Origin of the sequence: Massilia rubra (assembly GCF_011682065.1) — a bacterium.
GTDB lineage: Bacteria > Pseudomonadota > Gammaproteobacteria > Burkholderiales > Burkholderiaceae_D > Telluria_A > Telluria_A rubra.
The window spans coordinates 311,532-327,340 of record NZ_VUYU01000005.1; the positions used below are offsets into that span (position 1 = coordinate 311,532).

General features: G+C 64.7%; 14 protein-coding genes. 4 read left to right on the top strand and 10 right to left on the bottom strand.

Annotated elements, in window-relative coordinates; translation table 11 throughout:
- Positions 1-304: 304 nt before the first annotated feature.
- The 3 genes from F0185_RS09955 to F0185_RS09965 form a co-directional block, all read right to left on the bottom strand.
- Positions 305-1,003, bottom strand: a complete 699-nt coding sequence (locus tag F0185_RS09955; RefSeq protein WP_167223892.1) for a FadR/GntR family transcriptional regulator — start codon at positions 1,001-1,003, stop codon at positions 305-307.
- A gap of 100 nt (positions 1,004-1,103) precedes the next feature.
- Positions 1,104-2,306: an ammonium transporter gene (locus F0185_RS09960; RefSeq protein ID WP_166896457.1), complete on the bottom strand. Its 1,203-nt coding sequence runs from the start codon at positions 2,304-2,306 to the stop codon at positions 1,104-1,106.
- 172 nt (positions 2,307-2,478) lie between these two features.
- Positions 2,479-4,944 carry a sensor domain-containing protein gene (locus tag F0185_RS09965; RefSeq protein WP_167223894.1) on the bottom strand — a complete coding sequence of 822 codons (2,466 nt, stop codon included), beginning with the start codon at positions 4,942-4,944 and terminating at the stop codon, positions 2,479-2,481.
- A 254-nt stretch (positions 4,945-5,198) separates the two neighbouring features.
- Between F0185_RS09965 and F0185_RS09970 the strand changes: the two genes are divergently transcribed.
- The gene (locus tag F0185_RS09970; RefSeq protein ID WP_167223896.1) at positions 5,199-7,469 is read left to right on the top strand and encodes a TonB-dependent receptor domain-containing protein; all 2,271 of its coding nucleotides are present in this window, start codon (positions 5,199-5,201) and stop codon (positions 7,467-7,469) included.
- Between the two features lie 13 nt (positions 7,470-7,482).
- On the opposite strand, the gene F0185_RS09975 is transcribed toward F0185_RS09970, so the two are convergent.
- A complete protein-coding gene (locus F0185_RS09975) occupies positions 7,483-7,791 on the bottom strand; it encodes a PsiF family protein (protein ID WP_167223898.1) in 309 nt (102 codons plus the stop codon).
- A 186-nt stretch (positions 7,792-7,977) separates the two neighbouring features.
- Here F0185_RS09975 and F0185_RS09980 point away from each other — a divergent pair, with 186 nt between their 5' ends.
- From F0185_RS09980 to F0185_RS09990, 3 genes are read left to right on the top strand one after another with little or no spacing between them, the layout of a single operon-like run.
- Entirely contained in the window at positions 7,978-8,976 is a 999-nt protein-coding gene (locus F0185_RS09980) for a MerR family transcriptional regulator (RefSeq protein WP_167223900.1), read from the top strand.
- 40 nt (positions 8,977-9,016) lie between these two features.
- On the top strand, positions 9,017-9,724 hold the full coding sequence (gene folE, locus F0185_RS09985) for a GTP cyclohydrolase I (protein ID WP_166896465.1): 708 nt from the start codon (positions 9,017-9,019) through the stop codon (positions 9,722-9,724).
- 18 nt (positions 9,725-9,742) lie between these two features.
- The gene (locus tag F0185_RS09990) at positions 9,743-10,168 is read left to right on the top strand and encodes a BLUF domain-containing protein (RefSeq protein ID WP_167223902.1); all 426 of its coding nucleotides are present in this window, start codon (positions 9,743-9,745) and stop codon (positions 10,166-10,168) included.
- Positions 10,169-10,241: 73 nt separating this feature from the next.
- Here F0185_RS09990 and F0185_RS34760 read toward each other — a convergent pair whose 3' ends face one another.
- From F0185_RS34760 to F0185_RS10020, 6 genes are all read right to left on the bottom strand, one after another.
- Positions 10,242-10,928: an Hsp20/alpha crystallin family protein gene (locus F0185_RS34760; RefSeq protein ID WP_229476874.1), complete on the bottom strand. Its 687-nt coding sequence runs from the start codon at positions 10,926-10,928 to the stop codon at positions 10,242-10,244.
- Positions 10,929-10,943: 15 nt separating this feature from the next.
- Positions 10,944-11,381: an Hsp20/alpha crystallin family protein gene (locus tag F0185_RS10000; RefSeq protein WP_167224060.1), complete on the bottom strand. Its 438-nt coding sequence runs from the start codon at positions 11,379-11,381 to the stop codon at positions 10,944-10,946.
- A gap of 145 nt (positions 11,382-11,526) precedes the next feature.
- On the bottom strand, positions 11,527-12,297 hold the full coding sequence (locus F0185_RS10005) for a ParA family protein (protein ID WP_167223904.1): 771 nt from the start codon (positions 12,295-12,297) through the stop codon (positions 11,527-11,529).
- Positions 12,298-12,444: 147 nt separating this feature from the next.
- Positions 12,445-12,939 carry a Dps family protein gene (locus F0185_RS10010; protein WP_167223906.1) on the bottom strand — a complete coding sequence of 165 codons (495 nt, stop codon included), beginning with the start codon at positions 12,937-12,939 and terminating at the stop codon, positions 12,445-12,447.
- 57 nt (positions 12,940-12,996) lie between these two features.
- Complete coding sequence (locus F0185_RS10015) at positions 12,997-13,995, bottom strand: LLM class flavin-dependent oxidoreductase (RefSeq protein WP_167223908.1); 999 nt, start codon at positions 13,993-13,995, stop codon at positions 12,997-12,999.
- A 163-nt stretch (positions 13,996-14,158) separates the two neighbouring features.
- Positions 14,159-15,790 (bottom strand): methyl-accepting chemotaxis protein, encoded by a 1,632-nt coding sequence (locus tag F0185_RS10020; RefSeq protein ID WP_229476876.1) that lies wholly within the window; start codon positions 15,788-15,790, stop codon positions 14,159-14,161.
- Positions 15,791-15,809: the final 19 nt, after the last annotated feature.

Consider the following 15,809-nt stretch of genomic DNA (forward strand, 5'->3'; position numbering starts at 1 on the left):
TTTTATGGTTAGGCCAATTTTAGTTTGGCCTGACCAATTAATCAAGGTGGACTTGCCAATATCGCCATCATGCCAGTTCGCGCCTGTTGCCTGAGCCGCTTATGCGATCATTTTCCCCGCTACCCCGTCGTTCCCGCCAAGGGGGCCGCCCAGGCCGGGAACGACGAGGGTGGTGGATAGAATGATGATGATGACGACGGCGGATAGGGCGAGTTAGTGGCGCTTCCCGGACCGGGTTGCCGGGGCCGGGATGTCAGATGCAGGATGCGATTAAGGACGGGCGTAACAACCGCGCCCCCGCGAACTACCCCCGCGAAAACGTCCTTGTCACGCGCTCCAGGTGTGCACGCATGGCCTGGCGCGCGCCGGCCACATCGTGCGAGGCGATCGCTTCGAGAATCTTGCGGTGGTCGGTCAAGGTGGTCACGCGCAAATCCTCGGTCTGGAAGTGTTCCTTGAGCTTGTGCCACAAGCTGCCGCGCTGGTTCCACAGATAATCGACCACCCCGACCAGCGCCGTATTGCCCGTGGCGCGTGCGATCGCCAGGTGAAAATTGCGGTCGGCCTGCTCGTTGCTGGCGCGGTCCTCGTGATGGTGTTCCATCTCCAGCACCGCCGTCAAAATCGCGTCGATGGCCGAATCGGTGGCCATCTTGGCCGCCAGCGCCGCCACTTCGGACTCGATCATGCGGCGCGCGGCCAGCACTTCGAACGGGCCTGGCCCGACCTCGGGCACATCGGATTGCGCCGTGGCTTGCTCGCTGACATACACGCCCGAGCCGCCGCGCACTTCGACAATGCCGCTCAGTTCGAGCACGATCAGCGCTTCGCGCAGCGAGGCCCGGCTCACGCTCAGCTTGGCGGCCAGGTCGCGCTCGGCCGGCAGGCGCTCGCCGGCCTTGATGCTCTCGTCGCGGATCAGGGCCTGGATGCGGGTCGCTACGACCCGGTACAGGCGCGGCTCAGCCGAGGTCGATTCTTGCGGCGCAGAGGGTTTCTTCATTGATTATGTGGATCCGGGGTAAGGCGTGAGGGGGGTGTGTACATGCTCGCCTGATTTTAGTTTGGTATGGCCAATGTTGCAAGGCTCCCCCTCCGGTGCGCTACCAGTTCGATTCCCGCTCCGGTGTCGATGAAATGTGGTGGATCGACAAATCGGCGCCCTGGAATTCCTGCTCCGGGTCGAGCCGCAAGCCCATGGTCTTTTTCAGCACGCCATACACCAGGTAGCCGCCGGCGAGCGCGATGGCCACGCCCAGCGCGGTGCCGGCCAGTTGCGACATGAAGGCCACCCCGCCCATGCCGCCCAGGCTTTTCAGCCCGAAGATGCCGGCCGCGATGCCGCCCCAGGTGCCGCACAGGCCGTGCAGCGGCCACACGCCGAGCACGTCGTCGATCTTCCAGCGGTTTTGCGTCAGGGTGAACATGGCCACGAAAATCGCGCCGGCAATGGCGCCGGTGGCCAGCGCGCCGAGCGGATGCATCAGGTCCGAGCCGGCGCACACGGCCACCAGCCCGGCCAGCGGGCCGTTGTAGGTAAAGCCCGGATCGTTCTTGCCGAGCACCAGCGCGGCCAGGGTGCCGCCGACCATGGCCATGAGCGAGTTGACGGCGACCAGGCCATTCATCTTGTCGAGCGTTTGCGCACTCATGACGTTAAAGCCGAACCAGCCCACCGCCAGGATCCAGGCGCCCAGCGCGAGAAAGGGAATCGAGGAGGGCGGATGGGCGGCGATGGCGCCGTTGCGCCCGTAACGCCCGCGGCGCGCACCGAGCAGCAGCACGGCGGGCAGGGCGATCCAGCCGCCCACGGCATGCACCACGACCGAGCCGGCAAAGTCGTGGAACCCGGCGCCGAAGGCGAGTTTCAGCGCCGCCTGGATGCCGAAGCGCTCGTTCCAGGCAATGCCTTCGAACAGGGGGTAAACGAAGCCGACCAGCAAGGCGGTGGCGATCAGTTGGGGATGGAACTTGGCGCGCTCGGCAATGCCGCCCGAGACAATCGCCGGAATGGCGGCGGCGAAGGTGAGCAAGAAGAAGAATTTGACCAGCTCGTAGCCGTTGCGCTCGGCCAGCACGTCGGCGCTGGCGAAAAAATCGACGCCGTAGGAAATGCCGTAGCCGATGAAAAAATAGGCAATCGTCGAGACGGCAAAGTCGGCCAGGATCTTGACCAGGGCGTTGACCTGGTTCTTTTTCCTCACCGTGCCCAGTTCGAGAAAGGCGAAGCCGGCGTGCATCGCCAGGATCATGATGGCGCCGAGCAAGATAAACAGCGCGTCGGCGGCGTGGTTGGTTCCGTTCATTGGACGATTCCCGATAAAGGTGCATGGAAGTATTGACGTCCTTGAAGTAAGCAATAATCGTTCCATTTTGGTGCGTCGATCCAAGTGCTTGATTTTGAAGCGGAAAAGATCGTGCGGGCGCGGCTGGAGGCGAGCGCTGCACCACGGCGGCGCATCCGTTTTGGTGCAGGGCTCAGCGGCGCGTATCGTGGCAGCGCAGCAGGCGGTCGAACTGGGCGGCGGTGAGCGGCCGCGAAAACAGGTAGCCCTGGCCGAAGTCGCAACCGGCGCCGGTCAGCAGGTCGCGCTGTTCCTGCGTTTCGACGCCCTCGGCGATGACTTTGATGCCGAGCTTGTGGCCCATGACGACGATCGCTTCGCACAAGGCCAGGTCGTCCGAGCCGGCCACCATCTTGAGCACGAAGGACTGGTCGATCTTCAGATAGTCGATGTGGAATTTTTTCAGGTAGGACAAGGAGGAATAGCCGGTGCCGAAGTCGTCGAGCGACATCTGGATGCCGCTTTCGCGAAACGACAGCAGTTGTTCGTGGATGCTGTGGGTCGATTCCATGAGCATGCCTTCGGTAATTTCGACCACGATTTCGGTGCCGGCGTAGCGCCCCAGCACCGGATGGCTGCGCAGATGCGGCGCATGCAAGGGTTGCCCGTTGCCGCATGACTGGCGGCGGAACTGGGCCGGCGACATGTTGACGCTGATCTGGAATTCCGGATCGATGTTGCCGCGCCAGCGCATGGCCTGGTGGAACGCTTGCTGGAACACCCACTCGCCGATGCCGACGATGAGGCCCGATTCCTCGGCCAGCGGGATGAATTCGGCCGGGCTGACGGCGCCGCGCAGCGGATGCTCCCAGCGCAGCAGCGCTTCGGCCTTGCGGATGCGTCCGCTGGAAAGGTCGACGATGGGCTGGTACAGCACCCGCAACTGGCCCTGCGCGAGCGCGGCGCGCAGGTCGTTCAGGGTGCGCATCTTGTTCTGCGCGGCACGCTGCATGGCCGGCATGAAGTAGCTGAACTGGTTGCGCCCGTGATTCTTGGCTGCGTACATGGCCTGGTCGGCGTTCTTGAGCAAGGTGTCGACGTCGCTGGCGTCGTGCGGGAACAGGGTGATGCCGATCGAGCCGGACAGGTACAGCGTTTCGACCCCGATGACGAAGGGTTTGGCGAGCGCGGCGAGCATGGCGTGGGCGACCCGCTCGACGCTGTCGAGGTCGTCGAGCTCGCCGAGGATGACGGTGAATTCGTCGCCGCCCAAACGCGCCACCGTGTCGGCCTGGCGGATGCAGGACGACAGGCGCGCCGCCACCTCGCGCAGCAGCTTGTCGCCGGTATCGTGGCCGAGGGTGTCGTTGACTTCCTTGAAGTGGTCGATGTCGATGAACATCAGCGCCAGCGGCAGGTTGGAGCGGTGCGATTTGCGCAGTTCGTGCGTGAGCCGGTCGTGGAACATGCTGCGGTTGGGCAAGCCGGTGAGGAAGTCGAAGTTGGCCTGGCGCCAGATGGTGTCTTCCGCCAGTTTCTGGTCGGTGATGCCGGAAAACATATTCACGCGGAACTTCACCTGGCCGCGTTCGTCGTAGATGGTGTCGATGCGCAGCCATTCGGCGCATTCGTCGCCGTTCTTGTGACGCGTCCACACCCGGCCCTGCGCGTGGCCCGATTTTTCCAGGCGCTGCAGCAATTCGCCGTTGTGCTCCCGGCCCAGCACGCCCGCCAGCAGCATGCGGGCCGGCTGGCCGATCAGCTCCGGCTCGGCGTAGCCGGAGAGGCGGATAAACGCGGGATTGACGGCGACGATGCGCTCGTCCGGCGCGGTGATCATGATCGCTTCGCCGATGGCCTCGTACACCATGGCCGACAGGTTCAACGCGCGCTCGGCCTTTTTCCATTCGCTGATGTCGGTGGAAATGCCGATCACGCCGATCAGGCGGCCCTGGTCGTCGCGGATCGGCGAGTCGGTCACGTGCATGGGGAAGGTGGTGCCGTCGCGGTTACGCACCAGGAATTCGCCCGACCAGCTGCAGCCGGCCTGTAACCGGGCCATGATCTGGGCGGCGCGTTCGGCCGAGGTCTCGGCCGGCACCAGGTCGACGATGTTGCGGCCCATTGCCTCGGCGGCCGCCCAGCCGTAGAGCTTTTCGGCGAACGGGTTCCAGTACAGGATAGTGCCGGCCACGTCGGTGGCGATGACGGCTTGCTCGACCGAGGCCAGCAGGCTGGCCTGGAACTGGATCTGGCGTTCGCAGCGTTTGAGCGTGGTGATGTTGTCGTGCACCAGCACCACGGCCGGCGCGCCCTCATGGTCGAGCGCGCTGATCTTGAGGGAAAACCAGCGCGGCTCGTGCGGGGCGTCGCAGGGATAGTCGAAGGTGGCGCTGCGGCAGCGGCCGGCCAGGATGTCACGCACCAGGGAGGCGACTTGGGCGGCGTCGCTGCAGCCGCACAAGGCGGCGCGGTCGCACACATCGAGGTAGTTGATGCCTTCGCACACGCGCAGCGGATCGCCGTCGTTGGCGAGCGCGAAGTCGCGCCAGGCCTTGTTGGCCGACACGATCATGCCGCGCTGGTCGATCACGACAATGTGCTCCAGCAAGGCGTCGATCGTGATGGCGGAGAGGGAGTGGGATAGGGCCGCTAGCATCGTTGCATGGTGTTCCTGCGGGGAGAGGAGGAGCTCGCCCGAGTCCACCAAACATATAAGACACGCAGACTGCAAGAAAGTGCCTGTGTTGAGCCAAATTATTTCGCCAACGACGTATTGATGCCTCGGGCGCGGCGCTGGCGGCGACTGAATCAATTGATTGATGGAACGTACTAAGCGTAGCCTGTGTATAGTGCCCGCTGGACAATTCCATCAATCCCCATCCAGCGCCTGGATGTCGCCCGAGTTTCCCGATGAAGCAGTTTCGATTGCCCGGCGCCGCCGGCGCCCGCCACGCAAGACCACGGTGGCTGGCGCTGCTGGCCCTGTGCGCGGTGCATGTCGCGCAGGCGCAAGGCGCGCTGGCGCCGGATGCCCGTATGCCGGCTGCCGGTACGCCGCCCGCCATCACGCAGGCCGCCCGCAGCGCGGCGCCGCCCAAGCCGCTGCCGGAGGGCGACCTTGCCGTGCCCTCGGTCACGGTCGAAGGCGAGCGCCCGAGCAACCGCATCGACCGCCAGGTCTACGACATCAAGGCGGACGTGAGCACGAGCAACGGCTCGGCGGCGGATGCGCTGGGCAATGTGCCGTCGGTGACGGTCGATCCGGACGGCAGCGTCAGCCTGCGCGGCAACAACAATGTGCAGATCCTGATCGATGGCAAGCCCTCGGCCATGTTGCAGGGCGAGAACCGTGGTGCGGCGCTGGCCGCGATGGCCGCCGACGATATCGAATCGGTGGAAGTGATCAACAACCCGGGGGCGCAGTTCGGCAACGACGGCGGCGGCGGGCCGATCATCAACCTGGTAACGCGGCGCAACCGGCGCGCCGGCGGCATGGGCGTGGCCAACCTGAATGCGGGCACGGGCGGGCGCGCCAACGCGGCGCTGTCGGGCAGCTACAACCAGGGACGGTTCAGTTTCCAGGGCGGCCTCAACGTGCGCCATGACGGGCGCGATACGCGTGCCACGGTGGCGCGCGAGCGCATCGATCCGGTCAGCGGGGCAGTGCGGCGCAGCACCCAGGAATCGCGCGGGGAAGGGCTCAACGATGCGTTCGGCATCAATGGCGGCGTGGGCTACAACCTGGGCACGCGCAGCAAGCTGGCCGCGACGATCGCGTACAGCAAGCGCAGCAACGACCAGCACGGGCGCGACCACTATGCGAACCACAGCGCGACGGGCGAGCTGGACAGCGATGTCACGCGCACCAGCGAGCGCAGCGGCAGTAGCGGGAGCAATAGCTGGGGTGTGCGCGGCGAGCACAAGGGCGATGCCGACGGCGAACTGTTCAAGATGGATCTGCGCGTATCGTCGAGCAGCAACCGCAACGACAGCGCGTACGCGCATCGTTATGTCTACGACAGCGACGGCAGGCAGCGCGCGTTCAGCCGCCAGGGCAGCGGCACCCGCAACCGGATGACCGACTGGACCGGCGACTACGAGCGCCCGGTGGATGCGGCCATGCTCAAGCTCGGCTACAAACTGGCGCGCAATGCCGGCAGTGTTGACGCGCGCTACGTCAACATCGATGCGCTCACCATGGACGAGACCGATAACGCGGCGCGCAGCAACCGCTTCGAGCTCGACGAAACCACGGCCGCGCTGTACGGCTCGTGGCAGTGGCGGGTGGACGAACGCTGGGGCGTGCTGGGCGGCTTGCGGGCCGAATATACCCGGCTCGATATCCGGCAATTGACGGCGCGCACGGCAGCGCGCAACGACTACCTGAGCACGATTCCGAGCTTCTTTATCAGTTACAAGGCATCCGACCAGAGCACCGTGCGGCTGTCTTATGCGCATCGCATCGAGCGTCCGGCGGCGGGGGACCTCAATCCCTTCGTGGTGTACCGGGATGAGCTCAATGTATCGTCGGGCAATCCGGGATTGCTGCCGTCGGAGACCGATTCGCTCGAGCTCGGCCTCGATACCACCCTGGGGCTGGTAGCGACCAACCTGCGCGCGTTTTTGCGCAAGGAACACGATCTGATCTCCGAGCGGCGCTATTTTATCGGCGACAACGTGCTCCTGACCACGCGCGACAACGGTGGCAGTCGTCAGTCGGGCGGGCTGGAGTTCAGCCTGGGCGGGAAGGTCGGCAAGACCTTGTCGCTGAGCACCAGCGGGAATGTGGGGTATAGCGAGCAGACGTACCTGAACAGCGGCGGGGCGGTGGTGCGGCGCTCGGCCACCTCGCTCAACGTGCGCGGGCGCATCAATTATCAGGTGAGTGCGGCGGATCAGTTGCAGGTGGTGCTCAACAGGCAGGGCAAGACCTTGATCGGGCAAGGCGTTCGGGAGCCGAATGCGACGCTCAATCTCAGCTTCCGGCACAGCCTGACGCCGCGCCTGAATGTGGTGCTGAACGTGACGGATGTATTCGATTCGAACAAGACCCAGACGCGGATCGACAGCGACATCCTGCGCGAAAGCAGCCTGCGGCGCTACGATGGGCGGCTGGTCTATGTGGGATTGTCGTACCGGCTGGGCGGGGTGACGCCGGGCGCGCGCCGTCCCGGCGCCTGACACCGGGGTGGGGTTATTTTGGGGCGCTCAGGCAGGTTTTCATGAACGCCTTGCGCTCGTCGCCCTTTTTACCCGCCGCATCGGCATTGCAGGTCTTCATTTTGTTCTGCTGCGGCGTGGCGGCCGGGGCCGCCGGCTTGGCGCTCAGGCATTCCTTCATGAAGGCTTTGCGCTCGTCGCCCTTTTTTCCACTGGCGTCGGCGTTGCAGCTCACCATCTTGTTCTGCTGCGCCGACTTGGCCGCCGGCGCCGCTGTCTCTGGCGCAGCGAAGGCGGCACTGGTGAAGGCCAGCAGGGCGCAGCTCATCAACATCTTGTTCATCATGATTGTCCTCAGGTTGTTGGATTGTTCCGACTTGCAACAAGATAAATATACGTCAGATGCCATGCTCGCCGCGACTTTTTCTTGCGCCCGGCGCTTTTTGGGGTGCTTCCAACTGTCCATGATTTGAAGCGGTATAATTGATTTTTCACGGTTCACAAGCGGTTCAACATGAAGGGTGACGCCATGAATGAACTTTCTACCGATCACGATACGGTGCGCTCCGACGACACCGGCGCCTACCGCAGCGGCGTGGCCGCGCGCCTGGCAGGCTTGCCCGTCGAAACCTTGCGGGTGTGGGAGCGACGTTATGGCGTGTCGACGCCGCAACGTTCGGCGCGTGGGCAACGTTTGTATTCGAGCGCCCAGGTGCGCAGGCTGAGCCTGATCAAGCAGTTGGTCGACCAGGGCCATCCGATCGGCGCCATGGCCCATTTGCCGCTGGAACAGCTCCAGCACCTGGCCGAGCCTTTGGAAACCGATGCCGGGACCAGCGGCCCGATCCGGGTGGCGGTGGTGGGCGCGGGACTGGCGCGCCAGTTGACCGCCGGCGGGCGCGAGCTGCTCACGCTCGATGTGCGCCATTCCTGCGCCCGGCTGGACGAGGCGCCTGTCGCCTTGCGCGGCGTCGGCGCCGACGTGCTGCTGATCGAATTGTCGGAACTGGACGATGCGGCCCTGCCGCTGGTGGCGGCGGCGCGCCTGGCGTGCGGCACGCCGGCGGTGGTGGTGCTGTACCGCTTTTGCGCCAGCGCCACGATCCGCCACCTGCGCGCGCTCGGTTGCCTGGTGGCGCGCGCGCCGTCCGACATGGCCGAGGTAGCATTGCTGTGCCAGGTGGCCTTGCCGTCCCGGCGCGCGCCTCTGGCCGCGCCGCCCCGCGCGCCGCTGGTGCAGCGCGCCGAGGCAGTGGCGCCGCGCCGGCTGGACGAGCAGGCGCTGGCGGCCTTGGCGGCGGCCAGCAACAGCGTGATCTGCGAATGTCCGCGTCACCTGGCCGAGATTTTGCTGATGATCGGCAGTTTTGAGCGTTACAGTATGCAGTGCGGATCGCGCAATCCGGGCGACGCGGCCTTGCACCAGGAGTTGGGGCAGGCCGCGGCGCAAGCGCGCGCCTTGCTGGAACATGCATTGGAACGGCTGGCGCGGGCCGAAGGCTTGCCGCTGCCGGATGGGCTGGCGTGAGCCGGGCCGCCATTTTTATCTTTTTAAACAGGAATTGAGCATGTCGAACGGACTGACTACCGAATACCAACCCAGCACCGTGACGGTGTCGGAGCGCATCCGCGCGCGCCTGGTCGCCAGCAAGACGCGCTTCCACGCCAACGACAATATCGCGCGTTTCATCGAGCCGGGCGAACTCGACGAGCTGCTCGACGAGGTCAGCGCCAAGTTGCAAGGCGTGCTCGAGAGCCTGGTGATCGATACCGTCAGCGACCACAACACCCAGGATACCGGGCGCCGCGTGGCCAAGATGTTCATCAACGAAGTGTTCGGCGGCCGTTATGTGCCGATGCCGCCGGTCACCGAGTTTCCCAACGCATCGCATCTGAACGAGCTGATGATTATTGGCCCGATCACAGTGCGCAGCGCTTGTTCGCACCACCTGTGCCCGGTGATCGGCAAGGTCTGGATCGGGGTGATGCCGAACGAGCATTCGGCGCTGATCGGCTTGTCGAAGTACGCGCGCATCGCTAACTGGATCATGAGCCGTCCGCAGATCCAGGAAGAAGCCGTGGTGCAACTGGCTGACTTGTTGCAGGAAAAAATGCAGCCGGACGGGCTGGCTGTTGTGATGGAAGCGGACCATTTTTGCATGCAGTGGCGCGGCGTGAAGGATATGGATGCGAAAATGATCAACAGCGTCATGCACGGTTCGTTCTTGAAAGATCCGGCGCTGCGGCGCGAGTTTTTGTCCCTGATTAAACGCTGATCTTCGGAGAATCACACCATGCTCGTCCGTCTCCTGTACGCCAGCCGCGCCATTGCTTCGCCGCAGCCCGATACGATCCACGACATCATGTGCCAGTCGCACGCGCACAATCCCGCCCAGGGCATCACGGGCATCCTGTGCCACAGCGAGCACGTCTATATGCAGGTGCTCGAAGGCGGGCGCGAGGCGGTCAACGGGCTGTACGCGAAAATCGTGCGCGATCCGCGCCACACCGATGTGGTGCTGCTGCACTATGAAGAAATCAACGAGCGGCGCTACGCCGGCTGGACCATGGGTAAGGCCAACCTGGCGCGCATCAATCCGTCGACCCTGCTGCGTTTTTCTGACTTGCCGGGATTGAACCCGCATGCCATGTCGGGCAAGAATTCGCTGGCGCTGATCGACGAACTGATGGCCAGCGCGTCGGTGGTCGGCCACCCGTAAGGCAAGGCCGGCCAGCCGCGCCGGGATTGCGGTCCGGATTATCGTGGCCGAAGGCGACGGTCCCATCCATCAGTTACGCGACCTTGATCTGCACCCTGCGCGGTTGCGCGTGCGCCGTTTTCGGAATGCGGATCTTGAGTACCCCGTGGGTCAGTTCCGCGCTGGCCTGTTCGCCATCGAGCTCCTTCGAGAGCGCAAACGTGCGCTGGTATTGCTGGTGCTTGACCTCGGCGTAGCGCGATTCCATTCCTTCCGGTACATCCAGCGAGACGGCGCCGTTGATGGTGAGGCTGTTCGTTTCCAGCCGCAGGTCGAGCTTGTCCTTGGACACACCCGGCATGTCGGCCAACAGCGTGATGCCGTTGGCGTCTTCGATCACGTCCACCGGCGGTATCAGGATGCCGGTGCGGGCCGCGATGCCGCCGGCCTGGTCCGTGGAGCGGGTTCTGGTCATCTGGCCGGCGCCGCCGCCCGCCGCCGTACCGCCCTGGTCGCTGGCGGAACTGGCGGACTGGCCGCCGGCATCAGCAGCGCCGCCTGTACCGGCGCTAGGCATCTCATCGCCGCCTACCTCGCTGCCAGCGCCGCTGCCGGAGTCCGCGCTGCCGCCGCCGACATTGCCGGTATTGCCCGCGCTGCCGGCAATGGCGGCATCTGAGGGATCACCCATCGGCCCCGGATTGCCCGCCTGGCTGGCCGTACCTGCCGCGCTTGCGGCGCCGCTGTGTTCTTCGCTGTGTTCATTCTCGTTGCTCGTCATGGTGCGCTCTCCTGTTCAGTGAACTGAAATACGGCGCGGCTGCGTTGCCTCGCGGCGCGCCACGGTGACGTGCAGCACGCCATCGCGATACTGTGCCGACACCGATTCGGGGTCGATGTCGTCCGGCAGGCTGACCACCCGCTTGAAGCGGCCGGCGAAGCGTTCGTTGATCTGGACCGTGGCTTGCTGCTGCGCGCTCGACAGATCGTCGGCTCGCTCGCCGGCGATGATCAGCACCCCGTGTTCGAGCTGGACGTCGATCGATGCCGGGTCGAGCCCGGGCACGAACGCGTACATCTCGACGCTGTGCGGCGTACTGCCGACATTGAGCGCCGGAAAGCCACCACGGCCCAGCCCGCGAATGCTGGGGCCGAGGTCGAGGGATTGCTCGATTTCGCGCTGGAGGCGGTCCAATTCGGCGAACACATCGCCTGGAAACATGGATCGATACATCATCATGGTGTTCTCCCGTTTAGCTGATTAGCTGATGGGAGTTTGACCGGGTGCGGCGGGAGTGGTTCGCCAGCGCCGCCTGGCGCGGCCGTCCGGCGCACGGTGTTTGAGATAGATCAAAGATGCGCGCAGGGCGCGGCCAGCCTTATGCGGCCTGCAGTTCGTGGTACAGCGCCAGCATTTCCTGGCTCAGCTTGTGACGCGGGTCGAGGTGGATCATGGGCAGGTTGCGGTCGTGCGATTCGCGGATGCGGATCGAACTCGACAGCTTGTTGGCGAGCACCGGCAAGCCTTCCGCGCTCAGTTCGTTCACCAGGCGCTGCGGCAGCAGGGCGCGCGCCTGGAACTGGTTCACGACGATGCCTTCGATCGCAAGCGCGGGATTGTGGTCGGCCTTGATCTCGGCCACGTTGGCCACCAGGGTGTAGAGCGCCTGGCGCGAGAAATCGTCGCAATCGAAGGGGATCAGGCAGCGGTCGGCGGCAATCAGGGCCGACTGGGTGAAGAAGTTGTAGGCGGGCGGGGTGTCGACAAAGATGTCATCGAAGTCCTTGGCCAGTTCGTTCAGGGTATCGCGCAGCTTGTAGATTTTGTGGCGCGATTCGAGCTTGGCCTGCAAGTCGCCCAGTTCCGGGTGCGAGACCATGATCGACAAATTGGCGAACGGGGTGGGATGGACGAAGTCGCCGGCCGGTTTGGGGAAGACGATGAAGTTGAGCATCTGCTCGAAGTAGGCGCCCATGGTCGGGGCTACCTCGTTCATGGCCGCGCCGAGCAGGTAGCGGCTGGCGTTGCACTGCGGATCGAGGTCGATCAGCAGGGTTTTCTTGCCCTCATGGGCCGCGATGGCTGCCAGGTTGACCGCAATCGTCGATTTTCCGACGCCACCCTTCTGGTTGAAAATCACACGTTTCATCTGCCGGCCCCGGGAAAGTGATTGATTTTTCAATACTAGCATGCTGCGATGCAGCAAAGGGCGTTGGCGACGGCGCTTGTGCGCTTGATGCGACGTTCGGTCGCAGGCAAGCGCCAGCCGGGCGCGTGGCGCGGCTGGCGTGGGGGATCAGTCTTCCAGCAGGCTGCGCAGCATCCAGGCGTACTTTTCGTGCGTCTGCATGCGCTGGGTCAGCAGGTCGCAGGTTGGCTGGTCGTTGGCTTTTTCGGCCACGCTGAACAGGGCGCGCGCGGTACGCACCACGGTGGCCTGGCCTTCCATCAGGTCGCGGATCATTTCCTTGGCGTTCGGCGTGCCGCTGGTCGGGGTGATCGAGGTCAGCGCGGCGAATTGCTGATAGGAACCCGGCGCCAGCTCACCCAGCGCGCGGATGCGCTCGGCGATCAGGTCGACCGCCAGCCACTGCTCGTTGTACAAGGTCATGAACATGGTGTGCAGGGTCTGGAACATCGGACCGGTCACGTTCCAGTGGTACTGATGGGTTTTCAGGTACAGGGTGTAGCTGTCGGCGAGCAGGCGCGACAGGCCTTCGACGACTTGCTTGCGGTCGTCGTCGGCAATGCCGAGGTCGACCATGGGGGCTTGCGAGGTTTTGCTGTTCATGAGTGCATGCTCCTGTATGAAGTAATGAATGGAAAACGGTGAGGAATATAAGCGATTTCAGGCCGGCGCGTGCGCCTCGGCGTGGATCTGGCCGACGATCTCGTAGGAGTGCAGGCGCGCCTCGTGATCGAACACTTGCGAGGTGATCATCAGCTCGTCGGCGCCGGTGCGTTCTATGAACTGCTGCAACTGGCGCTCGACCGTGTGCGGCGCACCGATGGCCGAGCACGACAGCACCTGGTCGAGCATGGCGCGTTCTTGCGGGCCGAGGGCGTCGAGGTAGCCGGACACGGGCGGTTGCAAGCGTCCCGGACGGCCGCTGCGCAGGTTCACGAACGCTTGCTGCATCGAGGTCGCCAGCAGCGCGGCTTGCTCGTCGGTATCGGCGGCGAAGACGTTAAAGCCGAGCATGACGTAGGGCTTGTCGAGCTGGGCCGACGGGCGGAACTGGGCGCGGTACAAGTCCACGGCCTGCATCATCTGGGCCGGCGCGAAGTGCGAAGCGAAGGCATACGGCAGGCCGAGGTGGGCGGCCAGCTGGGCGCCGAACAGGCTCGAACCGAGGATCCAGACCGGCACCTTCAGGCCCGCGCCGGGCACGGCCATGACCGGGCGGCGTGAATTTTCCGCGAAATAATCCATCAGCTCGACCACGTCTTGCGGGAATTCGTCGGCGTCGGACTGCAGGTTGCGGCGCATGGCGCGCGCGGTGGCCTGGTCCGAGCCGGGCGCGCGCCCCAGGCCGAGGTCGATGCGGCCGGGATAGAGCGACTCGAGCGTGCCGAATTGTTCGGCGATGACCAGCGGAGAATGATTCGGCAGCATCACGCCGCCGGCGCCGACCCGGATGGTGGCGGTGCCGCCGGCCACGTAGCCGAGCAGCACGGCGGTGGCGGCGCTGGCGATGCCGGGCATGCCGTGGTGTTCGGCCAGCCAGTAGCGCTTAAAGCCCCAGCGTTCGGCATGCTGCGCCAGGTCGAGCGTGTTCTGGAAAGAAACGCGCGCGGTGCTGCCTTGGGTGATCGGGGACAGGTCGAGTACGGAAAAGGGGATCATTGTCGGTGCCTTGGGTCGGTAAGGGGGCGGCGCGGCCTCTGATTGTGCAGCGCGGTCTTACCCACATGGGGACGGGCGCGCCGTTTAAAAGGCGTTTTGTCCACATGTGACCAGGCAATTGAATCAGGCAATTCATGCAGCCGGTGGCGGATACCGACGCTGTTTATGGCAGGCGTCGCCGGGCCGGGGAGCGGCCCGGCAGGGCGCCGCGCTCGCCCGTGGCGCCGCCCATGCCGTCGAGGCGGAACACGCCGACCACCTGCGACAGGCGCGCGGCCTGGTCCTGCATGCTCTCGGCGGCCGCGGCCGCTTCTTCGACCAGCGCGGCGTTTTGCTGGGTCGCTGCGTCCATCTGGGCAATCGCCTGGTTAACCTGGGCGATGCCGGCGCTCTGCTCGTGGCTGGCGGCCGAAATTTCGGCCATGATGTCGGTCACCCGGCGTACGCTGGCTACCACATTGTCCATCGTGCCGCCGGCGTCCGCCACCAGCTTGTTGCCGACCGATACCTTCTCGACCGAATCGCCGATCAGGGTCTTGATTTCCTTGGCGGCCGCTGCGCTGCGCTGGGCCAGGTTACGCACTTCCGAGGCGACCACGGCAAACCCACGGCCCTGTTCGCCGGCGCGCGCCGCTTCCACCGCCGCGTTCAGCGCCAAGATATTCGTCTGGAAGGCGATGCCGTCGATCACGCTGATGATGTCGACAATTTTCCTCGACGAGTCGTTGATCGAGGCCATGGTGTCGACCACCTGGGCCACCACCGCGCCACCCTGCATGGCCACCTCGGACGCGGTGGCCGCCAGCTGGTTGGCCTGGCGCGCGTTGTCGGCGTTTTGCTTGACGGTGCCGGTCAGCTCTTCCATGGAGGCGGCGGTTTCTTCCAGCGAACTGGCTTGCTGTTCGGTGCGCGAGGACAGGTCGAGGTTGCCGGATGCGATCTGGCTCGATGCGGTGGCGATGGTGTCGGTCCCCATGCGCACCTGCATCACGATCTTGGCCAGGTCGTCGCGCATGGTGCGGATGCCGTGCAGCAGGCTGCTGCTGTCGTTGTGCTTGAGGTCGATATTGATGCTCAGGTCGCCCTCGGCGATGCTGCGCGCAATGCCGGCCGCGTAACCGGGTTCGCCGCCGAGCTGGCGCAGCAAGCCGCGTCCGATCAGCAGGCCGATGCCGAGCAGCACGCCAGCGAGCGCCAGCGCGCCCAGCGAGAAGCTGAGCAGGCGCGCGTGGATGGTGGCGTCGACGGTGTCGAGGTAGACGCCCGAGCCGACAATCCAGCCCCACGGCGCGAAGCCTTTGACGTACGACACTTTTTGCACCGGATTCTCGCTGCCCGGCTTGGGCCACATGTAAAACACGAAGCCGGCGCCGCTGGTTTTGACGGTCTCGGCGAATTCGGTAAAGAAGAACTTGCCGGTCGGGTCTTTGGTGCCGCTGCCGTCCGTATTGTCGAGTGCGGGCTTGATGGGGTGCATCAGGATCCTGGCGCTCTGGTCCTGGACCCAGAAGTATTCGGTCTTGCTGTAGCGCAGGGTCTTGATGGTGGCGAGGGCGCGCTTCTGGGCCTCGGCGGCCGGCATGCCGCCTTTTTCGGCCAGTTCATGATAGTAGGCGACGACCCCGTGCGCGGTCTCGACCGCCTGGCGCACATTGTTCTGGCGCTCTTCCAGGATCATGCGTTTTTCGGAAATGAGGAAGAGCGCGGTCAGGACCACGATGCCGATGATGCTGCTGATGATCAAGGTAGCGAGTTTCTTCGCAATGCTCATCGATTCGAGAAAGGCAATATTCATGGTGACGTCCTTGTGCGTG